Origin of the sequence: Sphaerimonospora mesophila (assembly GCF_001417795.1) — a bacterium.
GTDB classification, from domain to species: Bacteria; Actinomycetota; Actinomycetes; order Streptosporangiales; family Streptosporangiaceae; genus Sphaerimonospora; species Sphaerimonospora mesophila.
The window spans coordinates 1-22,468 of the sequence record NZ_BCBX01000051.1; the positions used below are offsets into that span (position 1 = coordinate 1).

Annotated in this window: 26 protein-coding genes and 1 tRNA gene; 14 read left to right on the forward strand and 13 right to left on the reverse strand. The window is 69.0% G+C overall.

Translation table 11 applies throughout. The annotated features are described in order from the left end of the window. Positions 1-74: 74 nt before the first annotated feature. Entirely contained in the window at positions 75-635 is a 561-nt protein-coding gene (locus AP234_RS29755) for an NUDIX hydrolase (RefSeq protein ID WP_055483082.1), read from the forward strand. On the opposite strand, the gene AP234_RS29760 is transcribed toward AP234_RS29755, so the two are convergent. Next, positions 616-1,833 carry a hypothetical protein gene (locus tag AP234_RS29760; protein WP_055483083.1) on the reverse strand — a complete coding sequence of 406 codons (1,218 nt, stop codon included), beginning with the start codon at positions 1,831-1,833 and terminating at the stop codon, positions 616-618. The genes AP234_RS29755 and AP234_RS29760 overlap by 20 nt on opposite strands. Positions 1,834-1,958: 125 nt before the next feature. On the opposite strand from AP234_RS29760, the gene AP234_RS29765 reads away from it, so the two are divergent. From AP234_RS29765 to AP234_RS29810, 10 genes are all read left to right on the forward strand, one after another. After that, positions 1,959-2,369: a hypothetical protein gene (locus tag AP234_RS29765; RefSeq protein WP_235558456.1), complete on the forward strand. Its 411-nt coding sequence runs from the start codon at positions 1,959-1,961 to the stop codon at positions 2,367-2,369. Continuing rightward, positions 2,366-2,701: a hypothetical protein gene (locus AP234_RS29770; protein ID WP_235558457.1), complete on the forward strand. Its 336-nt coding sequence runs from the start codon at positions 2,366-2,368 to the stop codon at positions 2,699-2,701. Before AP234_RS29765 ends, AP234_RS29770 begins: the two co-directional genes overlap by 4 nt. A gap of 96 nt (positions 2,702-2,797) precedes the next feature. Beyond that, positions 2,798-3,514 (forward strand): GntR family transcriptional regulator, encoded by a 717-nt coding sequence (locus AP234_RS29775; protein ID WP_055483084.1) that lies wholly within the window; start codon positions 2,798-2,800, stop codon positions 3,512-3,514. A gap of 125 nt (positions 3,515-3,639) precedes the next feature. Continuing rightward, entirely contained in the window at positions 3,640-4,056 is a 417-nt protein-coding gene (locus tag AP234_RS29780; protein WP_055483085.1) for a hypothetical protein, read from the forward strand. After that, entirely contained in the window at positions 4,053-4,394 is a 342-nt protein-coding gene (locus AP234_RS29785; RefSeq protein ID WP_055483086.1) for a hypothetical protein, read from the forward strand. Before AP234_RS29780 ends, AP234_RS29785 begins: the two co-directional genes overlap by 4 nt. A gap of 88 nt (positions 4,395-4,482) precedes the next feature. Further along, positions 4,483-6,000 (forward strand): FtsK/SpoIIIE domain-containing protein, encoded by a 1,518-nt coding sequence (locus AP234_RS29790; RefSeq protein ID WP_083502566.1) that lies wholly within the window; start codon positions 4,483-4,485, stop codon positions 5,998-6,000. A gap of 2 nt (positions 6,001-6,002) precedes the next feature. Further along, on the forward strand, positions 6,003-6,275 hold the full coding sequence (locus AP234_RS37460) for a hypothetical protein (RefSeq protein WP_055483087.1): 273 nt from the start codon (positions 6,003-6,005) through the stop codon (positions 6,273-6,275). Next, complete coding sequence (locus tag AP234_RS29800) at positions 6,272-7,888, forward strand: replication initiator (protein ID WP_063843139.1); 1,617 nt, start codon at positions 6,272-6,274, stop codon at positions 7,886-7,888. Before AP234_RS37460 ends, AP234_RS29800 begins: the two co-directional genes overlap by 4 nt. Next, positions 7,885-8,079, forward strand: a complete 195-nt coding sequence (locus AP234_RS29805) for a helix-turn-helix domain-containing protein (protein WP_055483088.1) — start codon at positions 7,885-7,887, stop codon at positions 8,077-8,079. Before AP234_RS29800 ends, AP234_RS29805 begins: the two co-directional genes overlap by 4 nt. After that, positions 8,076-9,287: a tyrosine-type recombinase/integrase gene (locus tag AP234_RS29810; RefSeq protein ID WP_055483089.1), complete on the forward strand. Its 1,212-nt coding sequence runs from the start codon at positions 8,076-8,078 to the stop codon at positions 9,285-9,287. Before AP234_RS29805 ends, AP234_RS29810 begins: the two co-directional genes overlap by 4 nt. 59 nt (positions 9,288-9,346) lie before the next feature. On the opposite strand, the gene AP234_RS29815 is transcribed toward AP234_RS29810, so the two are convergent. The 4 genes from AP234_RS29815 to AP234_RS29830 all read right to left on the reverse strand — a co-directional run bounded on the left by AP234_RS29815 (position 9,347) and on the right by AP234_RS29830 (position 12,407). Next, positions 9,347-9,419: transfer RNA gene (locus AP234_RS29815), tRNA-Thr, on the reverse strand. A gap of 48 nt (positions 9,420-9,467) precedes the next feature. After that, positions 9,468-10,433, reverse strand: coding sequence for a 23S rRNA (guanosine(2251)-2'-O)-methyltransferase RlmB (gene rlmB / locus AP234_RS29820; protein WP_055483090.1), 966 nt, complete (start codon positions 10,431-10,433; stop codon positions 9,468-9,470). Between the two features lie 66 nt (positions 10,434-10,499). Further along, positions 10,500-11,894: a cysteine--tRNA ligase gene (cysS, locus tag AP234_RS29825; protein ID WP_055483091.1), complete on the reverse strand. Its 1,395-nt coding sequence runs from the start codon at positions 11,892-11,894 to the stop codon at positions 10,500-10,502. A 132-nt stretch (positions 11,895-12,026) separates the two neighbouring features. Beyond that, positions 12,027-12,407: a PPOX class F420-dependent oxidoreductase gene (locus AP234_RS29830; protein WP_055483155.1), complete on the reverse strand. Its 381-nt coding sequence runs from the start codon at positions 12,405-12,407 to the stop codon at positions 12,027-12,029. Positions 12,408-12,640: 233 nt separating this feature from the next. Between AP234_RS29830 and AP234_RS29835 the strand changes: the two genes are divergently transcribed. Further along, complete coding sequence (locus tag AP234_RS29835) at positions 12,641-14,074, forward strand: DUF2637 domain-containing protein (RefSeq protein ID WP_055483092.1); 1,434 nt, start codon at positions 12,641-12,643, stop codon at positions 14,072-14,074. Positions 14,075-14,549: 475 nt separating this feature from the next. On the opposite strand, the gene AP234_RS29840 is transcribed toward AP234_RS29835, so the two are convergent. From AP234_RS29840 to AP234_RS29850, 3 genes are all read right to left on the reverse strand, one after another. Beyond that, positions 14,550-14,819: a GlsB/YeaQ/YmgE family stress response membrane protein gene (locus AP234_RS29840; protein WP_055483093.1), complete on the reverse strand. Its 270-nt coding sequence runs from the start codon at positions 14,817-14,819 to the stop codon at positions 14,550-14,552. Positions 14,820-15,018: 199 nt separating this feature from the next. Next, on the reverse strand, positions 15,019-15,489 hold the full coding sequence (ispF, locus tag AP234_RS29845) for a 2-C-methyl-D-erythritol 2,4-cyclodiphosphate synthase (RefSeq protein WP_200926780.1): 471 nt from the start codon (positions 15,487-15,489) through the stop codon (positions 15,019-15,021). A gap of 2 nt (positions 15,490-15,491) precedes the next feature. Then, complete coding sequence (locus AP234_RS29850; RefSeq protein WP_030510364.1) at positions 15,492-15,974, reverse strand: CarD family transcriptional regulator; 483 nt, start codon at positions 15,972-15,974, stop codon at positions 15,492-15,494. A gap of 262 nt (positions 15,975-16,236) precedes the next feature. Here AP234_RS29850 and AP234_RS29855 point away from each other — a divergent pair, with 262 nt between their 5' ends. Beyond that, positions 16,237-16,887 (forward strand): hypothetical protein, encoded by a 651-nt coding sequence (locus AP234_RS29855; protein ID WP_063843136.1) that lies wholly within the window; start codon positions 16,237-16,239, stop codon positions 16,885-16,887. Between the two features lie 56 nt (positions 16,888-16,943). Here AP234_RS29855 and AP234_RS29860 read toward each other — a convergent pair whose 3' ends face one another. Then, on the reverse strand, positions 16,944-17,633 hold the full coding sequence (locus tag AP234_RS29860) for a response regulator (protein WP_055483095.1): 690 nt from the start codon (positions 17,631-17,633) through the stop codon (positions 16,944-16,946). After that, positions 17,630-18,799 (reverse strand): ATP-binding protein, encoded by a 1,170-nt coding sequence (locus AP234_RS29865; RefSeq protein ID WP_083502573.1) that lies wholly within the window; start codon positions 18,797-18,799, stop codon positions 17,630-17,632. Before AP234_RS29865 ends, AP234_RS29860 begins: the two co-directional genes overlap by 4 nt. A gap of 152 nt (positions 18,800-18,951) precedes the next feature. On the opposite strand from AP234_RS29865, the gene phoU reads away from it, so the two are divergent. Then, the gene (phoU, locus tag AP234_RS29870; RefSeq protein ID WP_055483096.1) at positions 18,952-19,629 is read left to right on the forward strand and encodes a phosphate signaling complex protein PhoU; all 678 of its coding nucleotides are present in this window, start codon (positions 18,952-18,954) and stop codon (positions 19,627-19,629) included. 237 nt (positions 19,630-19,866) lie between these two features. Here phoU and AP234_RS29875 read toward each other — a convergent pair whose 3' ends face one another. From AP234_RS29875 to mshA, 3 genes are read right to left on the reverse strand one after another with little or no spacing between them, the layout of a single operon-like run. Beyond that, on the reverse strand, positions 19,867-20,610 hold the full coding sequence (locus AP234_RS29875) for a phosphoglyceromutase (RefSeq protein ID WP_055483097.1): 744 nt from the start codon (positions 20,608-20,610) through the stop codon (positions 19,867-19,869). 37 nt (positions 20,611-20,647) lie between these two features. Then, positions 20,648-21,163, reverse strand: coding sequence for a YbjN domain-containing protein (locus AP234_RS29880; protein ID WP_055483098.1), 516 nt, complete (start codon positions 21,161-21,163; stop codon positions 20,648-20,650). A gap of 9 nt (positions 21,164-21,172) precedes the next feature. Beyond that, complete coding sequence (gene mshA / locus AP234_RS29885) at positions 21,173-22,456, reverse strand: D-inositol-3-phosphate glycosyltransferase (RefSeq protein ID WP_235558458.1); 1,284 nt, start codon at positions 22,454-22,456, stop codon at positions 21,173-21,175. Positions 22,457-22,468 lie beyond the last annotated feature (12 nt).

The window sequence follows — 22,468 nt, forward strand, 5'->3', positions numbered from 1 at the left end:
TAGGTTAGTCACCCGAAGAGCCCGAATCGATCTTTCACATGTACGGCGGCGGCTCGGGGTTGTAGTTTCGCTGTGTGGCTACCAACGACGAGCAGACGCGCTGGATCGTGCACGGTGAGCGGCTGATCTATGACAACGAGTGGATCCGGCTGGGCCTGGTCGATGTCGAGATCCCGGATGGTGAGCGGTTCGAGCATCACGCGGTGCATCTGGGGCGGGCGGCCATGACGGTCGTGGTCGACGATGAGAACCGGGTGCTGATGATGTGGCGGCATCGGTTCCTGTTCGACCGGTGGGGCTGGGAGTTGCCCGGAGGCCTGGTGGAGGTCGGCGAAGACCCCAAGGACACGGCTGCTCGGGAGGTGGAGGAGGAGACCGGCTATCGGGTCCGGGAGATCGAGTACCTGATCACGTTTCAGCCGATGGTCGGCATGGTCGACTCCGAGCACCTGGTGTTCCTTGCCCGCGGGGCCGAACTGGTCGGGCAGCCGACGGGGGAGGTTGAGGCGGATCTCATCGAGTGGATCCCGATGAAGGAGATCCCGGACATGATCGCCCGTGGGGATGTGTGGAACTCCGGGGTGCTGGTCGGGTTGCTGTACGCGCGGGAACGGCTTAACGGGTCGCGCGGGTAAGGGCTTGCCGTAGTTCGTGGACTCGCCGGCCCTGGCGGCGTGAGCCGGTCATGGTGGCCAGATGTTCGGCCCGGTACAGGTGCGGCTGAGCAGCGTCGGCCTCGCCCATCGCGAGGAGAGCGTGGGCGAGGTCGCACCGTAGCCCGGCCTCGGCGCGGTTGAAGGTGCCGTCCATGCCCGCGAGCGCTGAGCGCAGATCCTCGACGGTCTCGGGGTCGCCGAAGTGAACCAGGCAGTTTCCACGCCAGCGGGCCAGGTGGTGGGCATTCAACGCGAGGTAGGGCAGGCTCGCGTCAGCCTCATCCCCTGGGAGGAGGGCGGCGGCCTGGTCCAGGGCAGTACGGCAGGCCATCTCGTCGCCCAGGATGGCGGCGGCTTCGGCTTCCGCCGCTGCCAACCAGGTTCTCAGGTGGCCGGGGACGCGGCGGTCGTAGGTGGCACGGACGTGACAGATGACCTCGGCGGCCTCGGCCGGACGCCCGAGATCGACCAGCACGTATGCCTGCTGCCCTCGCGCGTAGGCGAGGACCGCGGCATCGTCGGCTTCGTGGCCAGCGGCTATGGCGCTCTCGTGGTGGTCCCATGCGTCGTTCAGGGCGCAGGTGTCGATGGCCTGCCATCCGGCCAGGGCGGCGGTTTCGGACAGCACGTGCGCCAATTGCGCGCGTATGCCGGGCCGTACGGCGTGGTGATGGGCGCGCCGTATTTGGGATATTTGGGCGCGCATTTTCTCAGCGATGGCGACGCTGCCGAGTCGGCGATCCAACAGGCGCAAATTGTTGGTGTCGGTGGTGAGGATCATCACCATTGCGGGGTCGATCGCGGCGGCCGCCTCGATCCGTGCGACCAGTTCCCGGGTCTGCTCCTGGTGCTCGTCGTCGCTGTTGCCGTTCGGTGAGGTGATGTCGAGTGGGGCCAGGCCGAGCAACATGCGGGCGTGGTCGGGCAGGCCCAGACCGGTAGCGACGCGCTCGAACACCTCAAGGTCAGTAATTTGCCTCTGGCCGCGTATGAGCTGGCTGACGCGGCCCTGGGCGATGCCGGTTGCCGCGCTGATGCGGATCTGGCTGGCCCCGGCGTACTTGACCGCGAGGTTGAACAGCCCGGCCATGTCACGGTTTTTTAGGGTTTCGCGGCTTTCGTCACGGTCCCATACCCATGCGGGGATCTGGATCGGTTCGAAAGCGTTCCCGTGCATTCCGGCCTCCGGTCGTTTCCCCCGGTTGGTGGCGCATGTCGGCTGTTGCTGGGAACTCTATATACCCCGGTGATATATCCCAAGGGAATAGGCCAGGGAGTTACCTCCGGTGCATTCTCTGCGGCATGACAGCACCAGTTAAGTGCACCGCGTGCGACGGGCGCGGCTGGAAGATCGTCACCCGGCGCGGGCAGGTCGCGGCCACCGTGCTCGGGCTGGCCACCTCCTCCCGTGAGGACTGCCTGTACTGCGACGGCGGCCAGTTGCCGGCCGAGATGTTCGAGTGGGAGGTCTTCCAAACGATCGGCGGCGTCGAGCAGCTCGGAGCGTGCGGGACCAGCAACCAGCAGGCCGCCTCGATGGACGCCCTGCGGCTGGCGCTGCGCCGTACCGCTCCGGAGGCCCAGGCGTGGGGGCACATCATCCACCGCGTCTACGACTTCGGCACCGTCCCCGACGACTGGTCCCGAAAGGTGATCTTCCGGGCGACCCTGGATGCGGCCGGACAGGTCCGGTTCGAAAGGACGGCCCAGTGACCACCCAAACCCCCGACAAGAGCATCAGCCCCATCCCTGGCCAGATCGACGACCTGGACGCGTGCCTGGCGCCGCACCTGCCGCCCCTGAAAGATGACGCCAAGCCGTTGGCGTGGCATGCCTCCCAGCGGTTCGCCCGGTTCCGCGTACTGGCCTGGACCTGCGGCGAGCACCGCGAGACCTGGTACGAGCTGTGCTCGGGCGGGGGCATGGCCTTCATCCGCCGGATGAGCGGCGACCCGGCCGGGCCGGATGTCGCCCAGACGCACGCCTGGAAGCTGGCCGAGGCGCAGCAGGTGTGGGCGGCCTTGCTGTCCGGCCACGTGCGATAACCCCCACCCCTGCAAGCCGCTGACCTGCTGACAGGCTCCGCCTCAGCCGCTACTGTACTTGTGCAGACAAGTGGAAAAGTGATTGGGCGGTTTGGTATGAGCATGGACTTCGCCCCTCCGAAGTACGCCCAGGTGATGACGGCGATCCAGCAACGAATACGAGACGGCGAGTACGCCCCCGGCACCATGTTGCCCTCAGAGACGCAGCTCGTCCGCGAGTTCGGCGTGGGCCGTACCACCGTGGTCCGGGCGTTGCAGACCCTTGCGATGCAAGGCTGGATCGAACGCGAGCACGGCCGCGGTTCCTTCGTCAAAGGCCGGCCCGAGGCTCCTGCGGATCGGGTACGGCCCGGCCTGAGCGCAGCCGAACACGCTGAGACCGCCGAGTCCATCGTGAGCGTGGAACGGGTACCGGCGCCCCGTCACATCGCCCACCTGCTCGGCGTCGACGAGCGGACCCCCGTGATCGCCCGCATGCGCCTGGCCAAGCAGGGGGAGCGGACTTCGGCGGTGGAGACCTTCTGGTTCCCGTTGGAGATCGCGCTCGGTACCGACCTGGACAAGCCTGATCCGCTGCGGTACGGGGTGCGTCAGCATCTCCAGGCGGTCAAGCGTCTGCGGTTCGATCACGTCACCGAACGCCTGGCCGCCCGCAAGCCGACCCAGGAGGAGGCCAACCTCCTCGGTTCGACTGCTCCTGTGCTCGGGGTGCTGGCCACCGTGCATGATGCCGCCGGTTCGGTGCTCCTGGCCTTGAGCCTGGCCCTGCCGGGTGAGCTGCATGAGCTGGAAGACGTGTACCCAGTGAGCTGACGGCCTTTCCCCGCTCGAATTCCGCTTGGTTACTTGTGCGGACGAGTGGGGAAGGTCTACCATCAACTCAGTCGGACAAGTGGATGAGCGGATAGCCTCTCGTCCTGGAAGGAAGGAGATTCGTCATGGCTCTTCAGGGACCCATTCCGATCAGTTTCGCGCTGCTGTTCCCGCACGGCTGCTACGTCGTGGGCGAGGTGCAGGCCGCCAAAGACTTCGACGCCAAGCGGGACACCCAAGCCAAGGACAAGGTCACCGGCTTGCCGGTGTGGCAGGTGCCGGTGATGGACGCCGACCCCTCGCTGAAGGCGGCGCAGAAGACGGTGACCGTGAAGATCCTCGCCGAGGACGCGCCGGACGTCCCGCCGTCGCTGCCGGGGCTACCGATCGCGCCGGTGGAGTTCGACGGCTTGGAAGTCAAGCCGTACGTGCAGCAGGCCACCGGCCGCCTGGCCTACTCGATCTCCGCGCGAGTGATGCGGGCACCGCGCCCACAGTCGGCCAAGACCACCGGCTCGGCGGGTAAGGAGGCCGCTGCGTGAGCCGGGACCCCTACACCTACGTCACGGTGTCGATCGACTCGGACGAAGCGCCGCGCGTCGGGGTGTCGTTCTACACGCCCGGCCTGCGGGTGTCGGCCGGTGTCCTGGACTCCGGGCGGCCCTACCTCGACGTCAGCAGCAAGACCGCCGATGTGTCGATCTCGACCACCGGGGCCGGCGCGGTCACCTCCACCGACCTGGAGATCGCCCGGCAGATCTTCACCGCCGCCGCGCGCTACCTGGCCGACTGCGAGCGCCTTCACGCCGATCAGCTCGCCACGCCCGACCTCTCCGGCCGGTCCGACCGGCGCGCGCAGGCGACCGGTACGGCGGCCTGACACGAAGACGGGGCCGCTGGAAGCGGCAACTTCCGGCGGCCCCTTGACCTCTCTCCCGACTTCCACATCAGAAGAGGACCTGAGTCTAATGTTCAAGAAACTGCCCGGAGACGAGGCACGCAACCTCGTCTCCACGACCCCGGACACGGCGGTGGTGTTCCGTCCGGCCGTCGTCAAGACCCCCGCGATCGTCACGCTGGTGATCTGGCTGTTCCGCCTGATCGCGGGCCTGGTCCGCCTCGTCGTCCGGCACCCCGTCGCGGTCGCCCTGCCGGTCGGCCTCGGGGTGGTCTGGATCTTCTACGGCCGGACCATGGCGTTGACCGTGGCCGCCTTCGTCCCGGCGATGGGCCTGTCGTGGTTCCTGCTGGAACGGGACTCCTTCCTGCGCCTGATCGGCTGGCGGCTGCTTGCCTGGTGGCGGCGCATCTTCGTATACCGGCGGCACTGGCAGCCCGTCATGACGGTTTCGGGCCTCGGCCGGTACCTGCGCGGGCGGGACTACCTGCCCCACCTCCGCCGAGTCACCTGCGACGAGTGGGCCGACCGCGTCAGCGTGAAGATGCTGGCCGGGCAGGCGGTCAAGGACTGGGCCGACCGCGCCGAGCACCTGGCCCACGGGTTCGGTGCCCCCTCCTGCCGGGTCGCGGTCGCTCGGGCGGGCCGTCTGGTGCTGACCTTCCCCCGCCGTGACCCTCTGGCCGTGCCACTGCCCGCCGTCCCCGTTCCCGACGATCCAGAGGTGGGGCCGGTCGAGATCGGCCGGTGCGAAGACGGGCGACCGCTGCGGCTGAAGGTCCACGGCACCCACGTCCTGATCGCGGGCGCGACCGGGGCAGGGAAGGGCTCCTACCTGTGGAGCACCATCCGCGGTGTGCTCCCCGCGATCCGCGCGGGCCTCGTCCAGGTCTGGGCGCTCGATCCGAAGCGGATGGAGCTGTCCTTCGGGCGCTCGCTCTTCGGTGACCGGTACGCGGCCGATCCGGCGGCGTGCGCCGACCTGCTCGACGAAGCGGTCTCGGTGATGCAGGAGCGGGCCGACCGCTTCGCCGGCCTTCAGCGTTCCCACACTCCGACCGTGGATGACCCGTTCATCCTCGTGATCGTCGATGAGGTGGCGTTCCTGACCGCCTACCAACCGGACAAGCACCTTCGCCAGCGCATCATGGCGGCCCTGGCCACGCTGACCACCCAAGGGCGGGCGGTCGGCGTCGGGGTGATGGCGGCGCTTCAGGACCCACGCAAGGAGGTCATGAACATCCGCAACCTGTTCCCCGACAAGATCGCCCTACGGCTCGACGAATCGGAACAGGTGGACATGGTCCTCGGCGACGGCGCACGGGACCGGGGCGCGCTGGCCGACCACATCTCACCCGTTCCTGAGCGCGGGGCCGGGGTCGGCTATCTCCGCCTGGAGACCTCACCCGATCCGGTGCGGGTGCGGGCCGCGTACGTCTCCGACGCCGACATCCGCGACATGGTCCAGCGCTACGGCCACGCCAGCACGGACAGCACGGACATCGGGAACGGCTCCGCGAGCACGGACACCGGGCACGGCTACTGCGACACCGCCGAGGGCTACGAGTACGGAAGCGAGGCGGCCTGACCATGACCTGTCTCGCTCACATCCTCGACGGCCTGCACTGCCCCGGCTGCGGCACCCTCGACACGCTCTGGCTGGACGCCCTGCGCGGCATCGTCGAGTGCGCCGAATGCGGGCACAAGTCCCGCGTCCTGGTCGATGGCCCCGGCCTGCCCGACCTCCTCGACACCGTCGACTCGGCCGACGACCGCGGCGTCCTCGGCCCACTCGGGGCCGTCGACAGCCTCGACACCTTCGACGCCCTTGACCTGATCGACTCGTGTGGGGGTGGCTGGTGACCCACCCGAACGACCGGTCGACGCCTCGGGCGGTGCGGATGGCAATGCCGCTCGCCCGGGACGTCGTCGAAGAGATCGCCAAACAGTACGGCGTGTGCATCCGCCCGGTCCCGCTCAAGCGCCTCGACGTGATGACCGGCGCAACCGAGATCGTCGATGTGCCGTGCGGTGCGACGCTGGAGAGCAAGTGCCCGCCGTGCGCCAAGCGCAATCGGCAACTTCGGATGGCGCAGTGTCGGGAGGGCTGGCACCTGGAGACCGAGCCGGTCAACACCCCCGACGAGGCCGACAACTATCAGCGTCACCTCGTCGAGTTGCGGGCCGACGCCCAGGTCTGGCGCGACGAAGCGGAAGAGGCCGGCGATGACACCACCGACCTGGACGCCGCGCTCGCCGACCTGGACGAGGAGATCAACGCCGCGGGCATGCGTGGCAACGTGCTGGGCCGGACCTCGGGCAAGCGGTCCCGGTCGACCAGACGGCGGCAGGATGCCCCGGACCTGCCCAAGCGGCAGATGAGCGCCACCACACTCGGGCGGACCTTCACCACGAAGGACGGCAAGACCTTCCGCCCGTCGATGTTCCTCACACTGACCCTGCCCTCGTACGGCAAGGTCCGCGACGGCGTGCCCGTCGATCCGGCGACCTACGATTATGCGCGGGCGGCCCGGGATGCGCTGCACTTCTCCAAACTGGTGGACCGCTTCGTTCAGAACCTCCGCCGGGTGGCGGGCTATGACGTGCAGTACTTCGCCACGGTCGAGCCTCAGAAGCGGCTCGCGCCGCACCTCCACATGGCCGTACGCGGCACCCTGCCCCGGGCAGAGCTGCGGCAGATCGTCGCGGCGACCTACCACCAAGTGTGGTGGCCACCCGTCGACACCGTCCGCTTCGACGGTGACCACCTGCCGGTGTGGGCCGATGGTGTCGGCTACCTCGACCCGGCAACCGGTGAGGTCCTGCCGACCTGGGATCAGGCCCTCGACGACCTCGACGCCGACGAGGACGCCGAACCCCTGCATGTGCTCCGCTTCGGCGAACAGCTCGACGTCCAAGGCGTCCTTGCGGGGTCTCCGGATGCCGATCAGTGCATCCGCTACCTGGCCAAGTACCTCACCAAGAGCATCGGCGACGGCCTCGATACCGACAACCCCGCTCAACGCCTGCACGCCGAGCGGATGCTTGACGCGCTGCGGTTCGAGCCGTGTTCGCCGACGTGCCCGAACTGGCTGCGGTACGGCATCCAGCCCAAGGGCGCCAAGGCGGGGATGGCCCCGGGCCGGTGCAAGGGCAAGGCGCACAAGCCCGAACACCTCGGCTACGCGGGCCGGCGCGTCCTGGTCTCGCGGAAGTGGTCGAACAAGACCTTGACCGAGCACAAGCAGGACCGCCGTACCTGGGTCCTGGAAGCCCTCGGCCTGCCCGATCAATCATCTGACCCGCACCGCTACCTCTGGCGGCCGGTCATGCCGACCGATCCCGACCTGGCCCCCATCGGCGTACGGCTGTTGCGCTCGGTCCACGAACGCCAGCGCTGGCGCGACCACATGTACCGGCTGAGAACCGAAGCAGAGGGACAAGATTTTTCGGCAGTCAGAGAGGAGGCGGCATGAAAGATGATCTCTCTCCCCTGCTCGTCCGGCCCGAAGAGGCCGCGAAACTCCTCGGCATCGGACGGACCAAGGTCTACGCCCTGATGCGATGCGGCGCGCTGCGCTCCGTCCGCATCGACGGTCTTCGCAGGATCCCCGCGGCGGCTCTCACCGAGTTCGTCGCCCGACTGGAACAGGAGCAGGCGGCGTGACCAGAAAGCGCGGCCAGAACGAGGATTCCATCTACAAGGACGGCGACCGGTGGCGCGGGGCCATCTCGCTCGGGTACGGGCCAGACGGCAAGCGAATCCGGAAAAAGGTTTCAGGCAAGACCCGGGCCGAGGTCGTCGAGAAGATCCGCAAGATCCGCGAGGGTCTGGACAAGGGCCTTCCGGTGCCCGACGACAAAATCACGGTCGGGGCGTTCCTCGACCGGTGGTTGGCCACTCTGCCGGGCCACATCTCCGACTCGACGTTGGATGACTACGAGGACACGGTCCGCCTGCACCTCGAGCCGGGCCTCGGCCGACACAAGTTGACCGGCCTCACCGTCGCCCACGTCGACATCCTCTGGCAGACCAAGCGGGAGCAGGGCTACAAGGGCAACAGCATCCGGAACATGCGGGCGGTGCTCCGGAAGGCGCTCAGCCAGGCGGAGCGAGAGGGTCTGATCGTGCGGAACGTCGCGGCGCTCTCCCTTCCCCCGCGCATCCGTCAGGCAGAGGGCCGAACCCTCACGGTCGACCAGGCGCACATGCTCCTTGACACGGTCGCGGAACACCGCTTGGGCCTGGTGGTGCTCCTCTCGCTCGTCTTCGGCCTACGCCGGGGGGAAGCCCTGGGCCTGATGTGGGACTCATTCGACCCGGAGGCGAAGACGCTCAGGGTGACGCATTCGGTGAAGCGACTCAAGAACCGCGACACGAACGCGGAGACCAAGACGAAGATCGTAATAAGCGAGGTCAAGACCCCGAAGTCACGCCGGACGCTCGCGCTGACCTCCGAACTCGTCGACGCGCTCAAGGCCCACCGGGCGAGACACAACGCCGCACGGCTCAAGGCCGGCGATACATGGCTGGAACATGGCCTGATCTTCCCTACCGCCTCGGGCCGTCCGTCCGACCCCGACAACTTCTCTCACGTCTTCTCGAGGCTCACCAAGAACGCGGGCCTGGGCCACTGGCACCCGCATGAGCTCCGCCACTCCGGCGCCTCGCTCATGCTCGCCCAAGGGACACCGTTGCACGTGGTCTCCGAAGTCCTTGGGCATGCCAGCGTCGCGATCACCAAGGATGTCTACGGCCATCTCATGGAGGGCGACCGGCGGGCGGCGACGGAGGCCATTACCGGCGCTCTGCTGGGGAAACGGAAGCGGGTGGCTCCCAGGGTGGCTCCCAACGACACGGAAGAGACCGGATGACCCGCGAAAGCACAAGGCCCCCGACCAGGGAACGGCTGGTCAGGGGCCTTGCATACGAGAGCCGCCTTGGGGAATCGAACCCCAGACCTTCTGTTTACAAGACAGATGCTCTGCCGATTGAGCTAAGGCGGCCTACCGAGACGAGTTTAGTGGGCCGGAGGCCCTATCGTCACGGTGGAATCACCGGCGACGGCGTCGGGCGACCTCGTAGAGGGCGATCCCGGCGGCGACGCCCGCGTTGAGCGACTCGGCCGCGGCGTTCATGGGGATCCGTACGACCAGGTCACACGATTGCCGCACCAGCCGGGACAGGCCCTTGCCCTCGGAGCCGACGACCACGACGAGCGGCTCGCTGGCCAACTCGGCGTCGGCGACGTCCACGGACGCGGTCCCGTCGAGGCCGATCACGAACAGGCCGGCCTCGCGGTACGCGGTGAGCGTCTGGGTGAGGTTCGAGGCACGAGCGACCGGGAGGGTGGCGAGCGTGCCTGCCGAGGTCTTCCATGCGCCCGCCGTGACGCCGGCCGAGCGGCGGGACGGGACGACGAGCCCGTGCGCGCCGAACGCGGTCGCCGAACGGGCTATGGCGCCCAGGTTGCGGGGGTCGGTCACCCCGTCAAGAGCCACGATGAGCGGCACCTCGGCGGCGTCCTGCGCCCGTTCGACGAGCTGCTCCGGGTGGGCGTACTCGTAGGGCGGGATCTGCAGGCCGATGCCCTGATGGACGGTGCTTTCCGTCAGCCGGTCGAGCTTGTCGCGGGTGACCTCCAGCAACGCGATGCCGCGATCAGCAGCGATCTTGATCGACTCCCGGACCCGGTCGTCGTTGTCGATCCGCTGCGCGATGTAGAGCGCACTCGCCGGGATCTCGGCGCGCAGCGCCTCGAGGACGGGGTTGCGCCCACCGATGATCTCCGGCGCGTCGTCCCGACGCTGCCGAGTCGGCGTGCGAGCCGTACGCTCGCCGGACGCCCGCCCGGCGGTCTCGCGCTCAAGCCGCTGCGCGCGGGCCTTGTCCTTGTACCAGTGCCGCATGTGAGCGGGCGGGGTCGCGCCTCGGCCCTCCAGGGAACCGCGGATCTTCCCGCCCGACCCCTTGGGCGTGCTCTGCTTTTTAGTCGGCTTCCTCGAAGCCCGTCCAGCCATGGTCTCTAGCGTACGGCCCACGCCGGGAAGCTTTGTCAGAAGCGACGGCGAAGCGGCAAGCCGTGGCTACCGCGACAGCTCCCAACGAGGGCCCTGAGGGGTGTCCTCGACCACGACGCCGGCCGCGGCGAGCTGCTCACGGATCGCGTCGGCAGCCGCGTAGTCCTTGCGCTCGCGGGCGGCCTGGCGCTGCTCCAGCGCGACCGCGATCAGCGCGTCGACCACCTCGCGCAAGCCCGAGTCGCCGCCCGAACGCCACTGCTCCGACCTGGGGTCGAGGCCGAGCACGTCGAGCATGTTCTGCGTCTCGGCGAGCAACCGGGCGACCTGCTCCTTGTTGCCCTGGGCCAGCGCCACGTTGCCCTCGCGGACGACCTCGTGGATCACGGCCAGCGCCTGGGAGACGTTGAGGTCGTCGTCCATGGCGTCCATGAACGCCTGCGGCAGCGGGGCGTCGGCGTCCACGTCGTGGATCACCTCGGCCGCCCGCGTGACGAACCCCTCGATGCGCCGGTAGCCCGCCGCGGCCTCCTGGAGCGCCTCCTCCGAGTAGTCGATCTCCGACCGGTAGTGGGCCGCGACGAGGTAGTAGCGCAGCTCGACCGGACGGACCTTGCGGAGCATCTCGGGGATCAGCAGGGAGTTGCCGAGCGACTTGCTCATCTTCTCGCCGCCGAGCTTGAGCAGGCCGTTGTGCAGCCAGTAGCGCGCGAAGCCGTCACCCGCCGCCTGCGACTGGGCGATCTCGTTCTCATGGTGCGGGAAGATCAGGTCGACGCCGCCGCCGTGGATGTCGAAGGTCTCGCCGAGATACTTCGTGGCCATCGCCGAGCATTCCAGATGCCAGCCGGGGCGGCCGCGCCCCCACGGCGTCGGCCATGTCGGCTCGCCGGGCTTGGCGCCCTTCCACAGGGCGAAGTCACGCGGGTCGCGCTTGAGCGAGTCGGTGTCGGTGTCGCCCGCCGCCCGCATGTTTTCCAGCCTCTGGTTGGAGAGCTTGCCGTACCGCTCGGCGTACGAGACGACGTCGAAGTAGACGTCGCCGCCCGCGGCGTACGCGTGGCCCTTGTCGATGAGCCGCCGCATCAGCTCGACCATCTCGGGGACGTGACCCATGGCGCGCGGCTCGACCGTGGGCGGCAGGCAGCCGAGCTGGTCGTAGGCCCAGGTGAAGGCGCGCTGGTTGCGTTCCGCGACGACGAACCACGGCACGCCTTCCCCGGCGGCCACTCGGATGATCTTGTCGTCGAGATCGGTGACGTTGCGGCAGAACGTCACGTCATAGCCCTGCCGCATCAGCCATCTGCGGAGCACGTCGAAGTTGACCCCGGACCGGATGTGGCCGATGTGCGGCGGAGCCTGGACGGTCGCACCACACAGGTACATCGAGACCCGGCCGGGCTCGACCGGAACGAATTCGCGGACAGCACGTGTGCTGGTGTCGTAGAGGTGCAGGCTCACACACGCAAGGCTAACGCCTGACGCTACGGCGCAAGCCCTACTTACGCCCTCGTGAGCGCCTCGTGGAGGCATTTCCTACCGTACGGCAAGCACTTGTGCCCCGTAAGTCCCGTTAATCGCGTGAAAACCGACTCAGCGGGAGAAGGTCTTGTTGGGAGTGATACGGACAATGACGCGCTCGCTGTCCGGATCGGCCTCCACCCAGTCCTGACCCGTGTACTTGTGGGAGAGCTCCTGGATCAGTTCCCCCGTCTTGTCGTCGGCGAGCGTGGCCGTGCCGCGGACCTCGGCGTACCGATAGGGGTTGGCCGCGTCGATCACCACGATCGACACCCGGGGGTCGCGGACGATGTTCCGGTGCTTGCGTCGGCCCTTCACCGTCGAGAACAGGATGTCGTCGCCATCGGTCTTGACCCAGACCACCGACGCCTGAGGGCTTCCGTCCGAGTTGAGGCTTGCGACGGTGGCGAAGTTCACCCCGTCGAAGAGATCACGCGCACTGTCCGGCAGCATCGAGATCCTCCCTGTCCGTTTGAAGAACATCCGTACAACGAGCGCCCAACGCTCGTCCACCGCAGATGATTCCAGAGCGGTGGCGATTCACGCCGCATCCGGTCGCGCCGGCCCCCCGTACGGCCCGCCGGCGAACCTCGGCCGCCCCGCGGGCGACCTCCGCGACTCGCCGGTGAAGGTGCACGCTGCTGCACGATCTACCCGCCTGGCCGATTCTGTAGGCTCGAAAAGCCATGAACGCGACTCCCCCCGCTCAAGGACACCGTGGCGCCGACTCCCGAGGGCACGGTGTCGCCAGCACCTCGGAACGCCGCACCGCGGCCGCGGGAAACCGCGCCGCCGCACGTTCCGCGTCCCGTCCGTCCCGATCCGTCGACGCCCCGCTCGCGCTGCGCCGTACGGCCATCGGCCTCGCGGCTCTCGCCCTCGCCCTGCTGGCCGGGGCGGCCTGCGCGCTTTCTTTCGAGGATCTGCGCCAACTGGCCCTCGCCGGAAACGCGGATCCACAGCTCGCCTATCTGTATCCGGCGGCGTTCGACATCCTGCTGATCGTCGCGCTGGTGTGCGTTCCGCTGCTGCGCGGTGTACGACTCCTGGTCCGGCTGCAGGCCGGCTTCATCCTGATCCTCCTGCTGGCGACCGCCACGGCGACGGCCGTGGCCACCGCCGCCGGCACGACCCTCGAACCGAGGCCGGCCGCCATCGTCGTGGCGCTGTTCCCCTGGGTGATGCTCGTCCTCGGGCTCTGGCTCCTGCTGCTCCTGCTCAAGCACGCGCGGACGAACCGGGCCGACCTCGACGATGACGACGACGGAGACGACGACGAGGACGAGGACGCCGCCGAGGACGGGCACGCCGAGGATTTCCTGCCGTTCGACCGCGAACGCAGCGCCGCCCGGCCCGGTCCGGCTCCTTCCGCCACCGAGCCCCGACCCGCTTCCGCGGGCCCGGCCGCCACGGCAACCGCGCCGACCACGCCGCCCACTCCCGCCGACCACGGCGAGACGGACCTGACTCCCCACGTCGCTGCCGACCCGGCCCCGGACACCGGTGACCCGGCCGAGGCCCACGACGACATCCGGACCCCCGAGACCGAGGGCACGGACTCCGGGGAGACCGAGACCGAGGTTCCGGCCCCGGAGGCGCCTACGGCCGAGCCGCCGTCGGTCGCAGCCCTTCCGCCGCGACCGGAGCCCGCTCAAGCTGCGGAAGCACCGCGCGACCGCCCCCTCCGCTGGGGTGACCTGGTCCGTCCCCACGCCGGTGACGTGCTCGTCCATCCCAGACGCCGGGACACCGGCGAGACCCCCACCGGGTCCGGGCCCGTGCACACCCCCGCGGCTGCCGAGGCCGCCGCCACGGAGCCGACGTCGGAGGACACACCCGCGTCCGGTCCGCTGGCGGCCCCGGTGCCCGATCACATGTCCGCCCCGGACGCGCAGGTGGACGAGTCCGGGGTCGACACGCAACCGCTCCGGCACATCACCGGCGTCCCCGACCCCGCTCGTGACAGGGAGGCCGCCGACCCGGAGGAGCGATCCGCCGACGACGACGCCCACGACGGGGCCGCGACCGAGAACGGCGAGACAGACGACGGGGAGCGCGGCGACGTGCCGCTGGCGCCGCCGTCCGGACGCATGCGCAGCACCCCGCTTCCGCCGAAGTAGCGAAGCTCCGAAACGGAAACAGGGCCGCCGACGGGATCACGCCGCGGCGGCTCCCGTACCTCCTCCGGACATGCGGAGGCCCGCCCGGTCGCCGAAACGACCAGGCGGGCCTCCGCATGTGCATGTCACCGCGCCGACCGACTCCGCCGCCACGATGGACCACGCCCATCGCACTCGACGGAGGCGCCTGCGGTGCGCACACCTGCCTTGCGGGCCACGCCCGCGACCGCGGGCCACCCTGTACGCCCCTGAAGCCGGGGAAAGCTAAACCGTGCCCGACAAACCGTGTCCGGCAAACCGTGCCCTGCTGCGCGCGGCCCAGACGGCGCATCCGCCACCCCGCGGAAACTCCTCGCATTCTCGGAATCTCCGCCGGGCCCCGGCGCCGTCACCCGTAGGCTCCGCTATGGGATCCTCCGGGTGAGGCTTCCACCTGGACCCGCGCTCGCGCCGGGCGGCATCTGCCGGACACTCCCTAGGCGCGGGAACGGCCGCGGATTCCGGCCACGATCGAGACGCCGATGACCGCCAGCACCACCTGCATGACCAGCTCGATCCAGTCGATGCCTGGCGTGGTCGACACACCCATGACCTGGGCGAGAGCGGTTCCGATCAGCGCGGCGACGATGCCGACCACGATCGTCAGAATCCAGCCGATCGGCTGCCGGCCCGGTAGGAAGAGACGCCCGAGAGCACCGATGATCGCACCGATGATGATGGCGCCGAAAATCGTACCGATTGTCATATCGACCTCCCCTTGAGGGTGACCCTTTCACTCTCGAAGGGAGGGATACCCCATCTCCGGAAAACATGCGTCCAGCAAACGAAAAAGAGAGGCGTGGCTCGTTTCCACGACCGGTTCACCACGCCCGTCCCATGCGCTCTCCCGGGCTATCCGGGCCTCTCACGCATCGCCTTCACCCACCACACGGAGGCCGACCGGCTCACTTGAGGACGATGGCGGTCGCGATCGCCGCGATGCCCTCGCCCCGGCCGGTGAGACCGAGACCGTCGGTGGTGGTGGCGCTGACGCTCACCGGCGCGCCGGCCGCGGCCCCCAGCGCCTTCTCCGCCTCCGCACGGCGCGGGGCCAGCTTGGGGCGGTTTCCGATGATCTGGACCGCCACGTTGCCGATCTCGAAACCGGCCGCCCGCACCTGTCGTACGGTCTCCTCGAGCAGGGCGACACCGGACGCGCCCGCCCAGCGCGGGTCGGCGGTGCCGAACAGCCCGCCGAGGTCTCCGAGCCCCGCCGCCGACAGCAGCGCGTCGCAGCACGCGTGGGCCGCGGCGTCGCCGTCCGAGTGCCCGGCGAGCCCGGTCTCCCCGGGCCAGTGCAGCCCCGCGAGGTGGAGCTCCCTACCTGATGCGAAAGGGTGGACGTCGACTCCGACGCCCACCCTTGGCGATGTCATGTTCAGGAGTTCAGCACCTCGTCGAGCAGGGCCTCCGCCTTGTCCTCGTTGGTCTTCTCCGCGAGGGCGAGCTCACTGACGAGGATCTGCCGCGCCTTGGCCAGCATCCGCTTCTCGCCGGCGGACAGGCCACGCTCCTTGTCCCGACGCCACAGGTCGCGGACGACCTCGGCCACCTTGTTGACGTCGCCCGACGCGAGCTTCTCGAGGTTGGCCTTATAGCGGCGAGACCAGTTGGTGGGCTCCTCCGTGTGCGGCATGCGCAGCACGTCGAAAACGCGCTCGAGTCCTTCTTGGCCGACGACGTCGCGCACACCGACGAGCTCGGCATTTTCCGCTGGCACCTGTACGGTAAGGTCGCCCTTGTCGACCTTCAGCACCAAATAGGTCTTTTCCTCACCCTTGATGGTTCGGGTCGTGATGGCCTCGATCCGAGCAGCCCCATGGTGGGGGTAGACGACAGTGTCGCCGACCTGGAAAGTCATGTGACGAGTACCCCTTCCGCTGTACTCCAGGATACCACGCGGCTACCGCCTCCCGGAACAGTGAAAGGAACATAACTGCAGGTCAAAGCCTCGTTTTAGGACTTGACAAGCCGTCGACTCTATGAATGGGCATTTCCGACATACGGGGTGACCTGCGCTGGTGCGGGTTTCCGCCGCCCCGGGAGCCGCCGTCGAACCGGTCAGCGGCGCGGATAAGGTGATTGCTGCCCCATACACGCCCGTACCAAGGAGACCTCGAACCGTGACCAGCAGCAGCCGCCGCAGGGTGATCGCCGTTGCCGCGCTCCTCGCCGCCATCCCTGCACTGGCCGCGTGTGGCGCCGGTTTCGACGCCAACACCAACATGCCCTACTCGCCCACCGAAGCGGGCGTACTCATCGAGAACACCGGCTCGGGCATGAGCTACGGCAAGAACGGCGTCATGATCAGCCAGGCGTTCGTCCTCGGCCCGGACTCGGGTCAGCAGATCGCCGCCGGAGGCTCCGCGCCGGTCTACCTCACGCTCGTCAGCCACAACAAGAACCCGGACTCCCTCACCTCGATCACGGCGAACGAGCAGCAGGCCGTCCGCGTCAACGTTCCCAACCCGATCGAGGTGCAGCCGGGCACGCTGGTCAAGACGCCCGGCGTCACCGTCGAGGGGCTCACGCAGCCACTGCGCGGCGGCGAGACCCTGCAGCTCACCCTGCAGTTCAAGAACGCCGGGGCCATCGCGCTCGACGTGCCGGTGATCACCAGGAGCCGCGAGTTCGCCTCGCTCCCGCCGGCCCCTCAGCCGTCCGCCTCGCCGTCCGAGACGCCGATGCCGGCCGAGTCCCCGGCGCCGTCCGGGTCGCCGAGCCCGGACACCACGCCGGAGACCCCGGACCAGGACCTCAACGAGCAGACCTGAGATGACCGGCGTCCGGTCGCGGTACGGCACGGCCGTACCGCGACCGGGACCGGGAGTCAGTCCTCTATCGGGTCGAACTTGTAGCCGAGACCGCGGACGGTGAGGATGCAGCGGGGATTGGCCGGGTCCGCCTCGACCTTCGCGCGCAGGCGTTTCACATGGACGTCCAGTGTCTTGGTGTCGCCAACGTAGTCGGCGCCCCAGACCCGGTCGATGAGCTGGCCACGGGTCAGCACACGTCCGACGTTGCGCAGCAGCACCTCGAGCAGTTCGAACTCCTTGAGCGGAAGCTGCACCTGCCGCCCGCGCACGGCCACGACGTGCCGGTCCACGTCCATGCGGACGGGCCCGGCGGCGAGCACCGCCGACTGCGGCTCCTCGATGTCGCCGCGGCGCCGCAGCACAGCGCGGATGCGGGCCACCAGTTCCCTGGACGAGAACGGTTTGGTGACGTAGTCGTCGGCACCGAGCTCCAGGCCCACCACCTTGTCGATCTCGCTGTCCTTCGCGGTCAGCATGATCACCGGGACGTTCGACCGCTGCCGCAGGGCCCGGCACACCTCCGTCCCGGGCAGGCCCGGCAGCATCAGGTCGAGCAGGACGATGTCGGCCCCGGCACGGTCGAAGACCTCCAGCGCGTCCGGGCCGGTCGCCGCCACGGCGACCTCGAACCCTTCCTTCCTGAGCATGTACGACAGAGCATCGGAGAACGACTCCTCGTCCTCCACGACGAGAACCCGCGTCACTTGGCGGCCTCCAGGGGGGTGATCGTACGTCGAGGGGTGGTCGCCGTACTCGCTGAATCGGCCGCCTGACCGTCCTCGAAAGCGGGCAGGCGGAGGGTGAAGGTCGATCCGGAGCCCTCCTTGCTCCACACGCTGACCTCGCCGCCGTGTGCGACGGCCACATGCTTGACGATCGCGAGGCCGAGCCCGGTCCCGCCGGTGGCGCGGGAGCGGGCGGGGTCGGCCCGGAAGAACCTCTCGAAGATGCGCTCCTGGGCGTACTCCGGGATGCCGATGCCCTGGTCGCTGACGCTCACCTCGATCGCGCCCCGCACCGTCCGCGCGCTCACCACCACACGGGTGTGCTCCGGGCTGTAGGCGATGGCGTTGTCGATCAGGTTGCGCAGGGCCGTGACCAGAAGCTCGTCGTCGCCCCAGGCCACCAGATCCTCGGCGCCGCCCGTCACCAGCGTGATGTCCTTGGCCGATGCCTTGGTGTTGCATCGGTCGACGGCGTCGTGGACGGCCTCGTCGATCGGCACCGGTCCGGGAGTCGGGATCGGCTCGCCGCCCTGGATCCGGGAGAGGGTGATCAGGTCTTGGACGAGGTAGGTCAGGCGGGCCGCCTCGTGCTGCATCCGGCCGGCGAAGCGCTTCACGGCCTCGGGCTCATCCGCCGCGCCCTGTACGGTCTCGGCGAGCAGGCTCAGCGCGCCGACCGGGGTCTTCAGCTCGTGGCTCACGTTGGCCACGAAGTCCCGGCGTACGGCCTCGACCCGCTGCCGCTCGGTCTGGTCCTCCGCGAGGACGAGCACCAGACCGTGCGCGCCCAGCGGGGCCACCCGTACGGCGAACGTCGTCGACTCCTGCCCGAACTTGTGCCCGGCCGTCTCGATCTCGCTCTCGCGGATCTCGCCGTCCCTGCGCACCTTCCTGGCCAGCGCGAGCAATTCGGCCGCCATGAGGGAGTCTCCGTGCACCAGGCCGAAGGCCCGTGCCGCCGAGCTCGCGCGCAGCACGCGGTCCTCCCGGTCCAGGACGACGGCCGAGGACGGCAGCACGGCGAGGACCGACGCGACGCCGGGCGGCAGCGTGTCGGCGGGCCGTACGGACGTTCCGGACGTCTCGGTGTTCGCCTGCCGGCGGATCGCGAGCATCACGACCGAGCCGGCGACGAATCCGCCCATCGCCGCGAGGCTCGCCAGCAACTCGTTCACGTTAAGAATGCTAGGCGGCGATTCCGGCCCTTCGCCCTGCCGTACCGGGTATGACCAGGACTTTCCGGCAAAGTTCACCCAACGGTCGATATTCGTTCATGGGCACCCGATTAGCTGATCGCATGCGCGACGCCTACCACGAAGAGCTGGAAGCCCTCACCGGCCGCCTGGTGGAGATGACCCGGCTGGTCCGTACGGCCATGTCACAGGCCACCACGGCGCTCCTGGACGCCGATCTGGGGCTGGCCGAGACCGTCATCGCCCAGGACGACCGGGTCGATCTGCTGCACGCCGAGATCGAGGCCTCGATCTACGAGCTGATGGCCACCCAGCAGCCCGTCGCCGTCGACCTGCGCACGGTCGTGACCTCGCTGCGCATGGCGGCGGACCTGGAGCGGATGGGCGACCACGCCGGGCACATCGCCAAGATCGCGCGGATGCGCCACCCCGAGTCCGCGATCCCGCCGGGGTTGCGCGGCACGATCGTCGAGATGGGCGCCATCGCGGAGAACCTGATCACCAAGGCCGCCGACTGCGTCGTGTCGCGAGACATCCGGCTCGCGCGGGAACTGGAGAAGGACGACGACGACATGGACCGGCTGCACCGGCGGCTGTTCCGCGTCCTGCTCGCCAAGGACTGGGACCACGGCATCGAGACCGCGATCGACGTCACCCTGGCCGGCCGCTACTACGAGCGCTATGCCGACCATGCCGTACGGGTCGCCCGCGACGTGGTCTATCTGGTCACCGGCGGCCGGGACATGGACACCGCCGCCACCCCACCCGCCCCATTCCCGTGATCTTGCAAAAACTCGCAGACACACCTGCCGACCTGCGCAGCAACAGTTTGCGATCTTGCAAAAACTCGCAGACGTGCCCGCCGACCAGGCCGAACACCCTCCGTGATCTTTCAGTGCAAGATCACGGAGGGTGAAACCGCAGCTCAGCCATGCCGTACGCGAGTTTCTGCAAGATCACGAACGGAATTCGCGCAGGTCATCGACCATCCTTGCGAGAATTCGCAAGATCACGGCCGGTTACTTCTTGCCCTGGTTGGCGACCGCCTCGATGGCGGCGGCGGCCGCCTCGGGGTCGAGGTACTCGCCCTTGCCGACAGGGCGGAAGTCGGCGTCCAGTTCGTAGCGCAGCGGGATGCCGGTCGGGATGTTCAGCCCCGCGATCTCCGCGTCGCCGATGCCCTCCAGGTGCTTGACGAGCGCACGCAGCGAGTTGCCGTGCGCCACCACGAGCACCGTACGACCGGCCGCGAGGTCCGGCACGATCTCGTCGTACCAGTACGGCAGCATGCGCTCCACGACGTCCTTCAGGCACTCGGTCCTGGGCAGCAGCTCCGGCGGCAGCGTGCCGTACCGGCGGTCGCCGTACTGGGAGTATTCGTCGTCATCGGCGATCGGCGGCGGCGGGACGTCGTAGGACCGGCGCCACAGCATGAACTGCTCGTCGCCGAACTCGGCGCGGGTCTGGGCCTTGTCCTTGCCCTGCAGCGCGCCGTAGTGCCGCTCGTTCAGCCGCCAGGACCGGCGTACCGGCAGCCACAGCAGGTCGGCCGCCTCGAGGGCGAGGTTCGCCGTCTTGATCGCCCGGGTGAGCACCGAGGTGTGCACCACATCGGGGCGGATACCCGTCTCGTCGAGGAGCCGCCCGCCCCGCCGTGCCTCCTCCTCACCGGTCGGCGAGAGTGTGACGTCCACCCAGCCGGTGAACAGACCCTTGAGATTCCATTCGCTCTCGCCGTGCCGCAGCAGCACCAAAGTCGCCATGCGGCCAATCCTACTTTCACCCCGTCGGCTCACGGTGTCAGGAGTCGATCACCCGGGCGAAGGGCCGGAGATTGGCCAGCGACTCGCCCCGCTTGACCCGCCACTCCCACTCCCGCCGGATCGAGGAGGCGAAGCCGAGCTCCAGCGCGCGGTCGAACGACTCGTCGGAGTAGGTCAGGACACAGCCGAGGATCCGGTCGATCTCCTCCTCGGTCACCGCGCCGAGCGGCAGCCTGCCCACCAGGTGCACGTCTCCGATCGGGTCGACGGCGAAGTGCACGCCGTACATCGACCCGTTCTTGAGCAGCAACCACCGGTAGAACTCGGCGTGGTTCTCGTCCGGCCGGCGGCAGAAGAACGCCTCCACGCTGAGCGCCTGGTCGCCGACGACGAGCCAGGTCAGCGTGGCGAGCTTGTGCTGGCCCGGCAGCTTGACCAGGAACGCCCCGGGCCTGGGCCGCTCGTAGGACAGCTCCGCCGACCGCAGCGCGGCCTCGATGACGTTCTCGGGGTCCGCGTCCGGGGAGTCGCGGCCATCCTGGTCCGGTCTCATGGCTCCAGCCTACGAGTTGACCGCGACGGGCATCCGGTGGAGCTGGGCCAGCGCGCCCGCGTAGACCTCCACCAGCCGCGCCGCCGTGGCCGACCAACCGAAGGCCGTCGCGTGTCGTACGGCGTTGCCGGACAGCTCGTCGAGCAGCGACGGGTGCCGCACGAGGCGGCCGAGCACCCGGGCCCAGTCGCCGGGGTCGTGGGTGTCGACGAGCACGCCGGAGACGCCGTCCTTGACGGCCGTGCGCAGCCCGCCCACGGACGCGGCGGCCACCGGGGTGCCGCACGCCTGGGACTCCAGCGCGACGAGGCCGAACGACTCGTTGTGGGAGGGCACCACCGTCACGTCGGCCGCCCGATACCAGTCGGCCAGTTCCTCCTGCGGGGCCGGCGGCGCGAGCCGTACGACATCGAGGATGCCCAGCCTGACGGCGAGGTCGGCGAGCAGCGAGGGACGGGCCAGGCCGTTGCCGCTGGGGCCGCCGACGCAGGCCACGACCAGCTTCGACCGCAGCTCCGGGTTCTCGATGAGCATGCGCGCGGCTGCTTTGAGCAGGATGTCCGGCGCCTTCAGCGGCTGTATGCGGCCGACGAACAGCAGCACGTGCGCGTCCTGTGCCAGGCCGAGGCGGTGTCGCGCCGCGCTCTTCGAGCCCGGCCGGAAGACGGTGAGGTTGACGCCCGGGTTCACGACCGCCACCCGGTCGCGGGCGGCGCCGTAGAGCTCGATGAGCTCCCCTGCCTCCGCCTCGGTGTTGGCCACGAGACGGTCGGCGACCTCGACGACCTGCTCCTCGCCGAGCACCCGTATCTTCGGCTCCGGCCGGTCGCCCTCGGCGAGCAGCAGGTTCTTCACCTTGGCCATCGTGTGCATCGTGTGCACGAGCGGCACTCCCCAGCGCTCCTTGGCGAGCCAGCCGACCTGCCCGGAAAGCCAGTAGTGGGAGTGGATGACGTCGTAGCGGCCGGGGTCGTACATCGCCTCGGTGCGCAGCACACCGGACAGGAAGCCGCACAGCTGACCGGGCAGGTCGCCGCGGTCCAGTTCCTCGTACGGCCCGGCCGTGACGTGGCGCACCAGGACGCCCGGGACGATCTCGGTCACCGGCGGCAGATCGCGTGCCGTGCGCCGGGTGAAGATCTCCACCTCGATGCCGAGGGCCGCCAGGCGTTTGGCCACCTCGACGATGTAGACGTTCATCCCTCCCGCGTCCCCCGTACCCGGCTGGTCGAGCGGGGATGTGTGCACGCTGATCGTCGCGACACGGCTGATCCGACGCCGTCTGAGCGTCACCCGAACCACCTC

Coding starts and splice junctions, on each gene's coding strand:
- AP234_RS29790 (WP_083502566.1), top strand. CDS start 4,483: ATGTTCAAGAAACTGCCCGGAGACGAGGCACGCAACCTCGTCTCCACG.
- AP234_RS29830 (WP_055483155.1), bottom strand. CDS start 12,407: ATGCTGCCGGACAGTGCGCGTGATCTCTTCGACGGGGTGAACTTCGCC.
- AP234_RS29775 (WP_055483084.1), top strand. CDS start 2,798: ATGAGCATGGACTTCGCCCCTCCGAAGTACGCCCAGGTGATGACGGCG.
- AP234_RS37460 (WP_055483087.1), top strand. CDS start 6,003: ATGACCTGTCTCGCTCACATCCTCGACGGCCTGCACTGCCCCGGCTGC.
- AP234_RS29880 (WP_055483098.1), bottom strand. CDS start 21,163: ATGAGACCGGACCAGGATGGCCGCGACTCCCCGGACGCGGACCCCGAG.
- ispF (WP_200926780.1), bottom strand. CDS start 15,489: ATGACATCGCCAAGGGTGGGCGTCGGAGTCGACGTCCACCCTTTCGCA.
- AP234_RS29760 (WP_055483083.1), bottom strand. CDS start 1,833: ATGCACGGGAACGCTTTCGAACCGATCCAGATCCCCGCATGGGTATGG.
- AP234_RS29805 (WP_055483088.1), top strand. CDS start 7,885: ATGAAAGATGATCTCTCTCCCCTGCTCGTCCGGCCCGAAGAGGCCGCG.
- AP234_RS29765 (WP_235558456.1), top strand. CDS start 1,959: ATGACAGCACCAGTTAAGTGCACCGCGTGCGACGGGCGCGGCTGGAAG.
- rlmB (WP_055483090.1), bottom strand. CDS start 10,433: ATGGCTGGACGGGCTTCGAGGAAGCCGACTAAAAAGCAGAGCACGCCC.
- phoU (WP_055483096.1), top strand. CDS start 18,952: ATGCGCGACGCCTACCACGAAGAGCTGGAAGCCCTCACCGGCCGCCTG.
- AP234_RS29840 (WP_055483093.1), bottom strand. CDS start 14,819: ATGACAATCGGTACGATTTTCGGCGCCATCATCATCGGTGCGATCATC.
- AP234_RS29850 (WP_030510364.1), bottom strand. CDS start 15,974: ATGACTTTCCAGGTCGGCGACACTGTCGTCTACCCCCACCATGGGGCT.
- AP234_RS29780 (WP_055483085.1), top strand. CDS start 3,640: ATGGCTCTTCAGGGACCCATTCCGATCAGTTTCGCGCTGCTGTTCCCG.
- AP234_RS29835 (WP_055483092.1), top strand. CDS start 12,641: ATGAACGCGACTCCCCCCGCTCAAGGACACCGTGGCGCCGACTCCCGA.
- AP234_RS29865 (WP_083502573.1), bottom strand. CDS start 18,799: ATGGGCGGATTCGTCGCCGGCTCGGTCGTGATGCTCGCGATCCGCCGG.
- AP234_RS29875 (WP_055483097.1), bottom strand. CDS start 20,610: ATGGCGACTTTGGTGCTGCTGCGGCACGGCGAGAGCGAATGGAATCTC.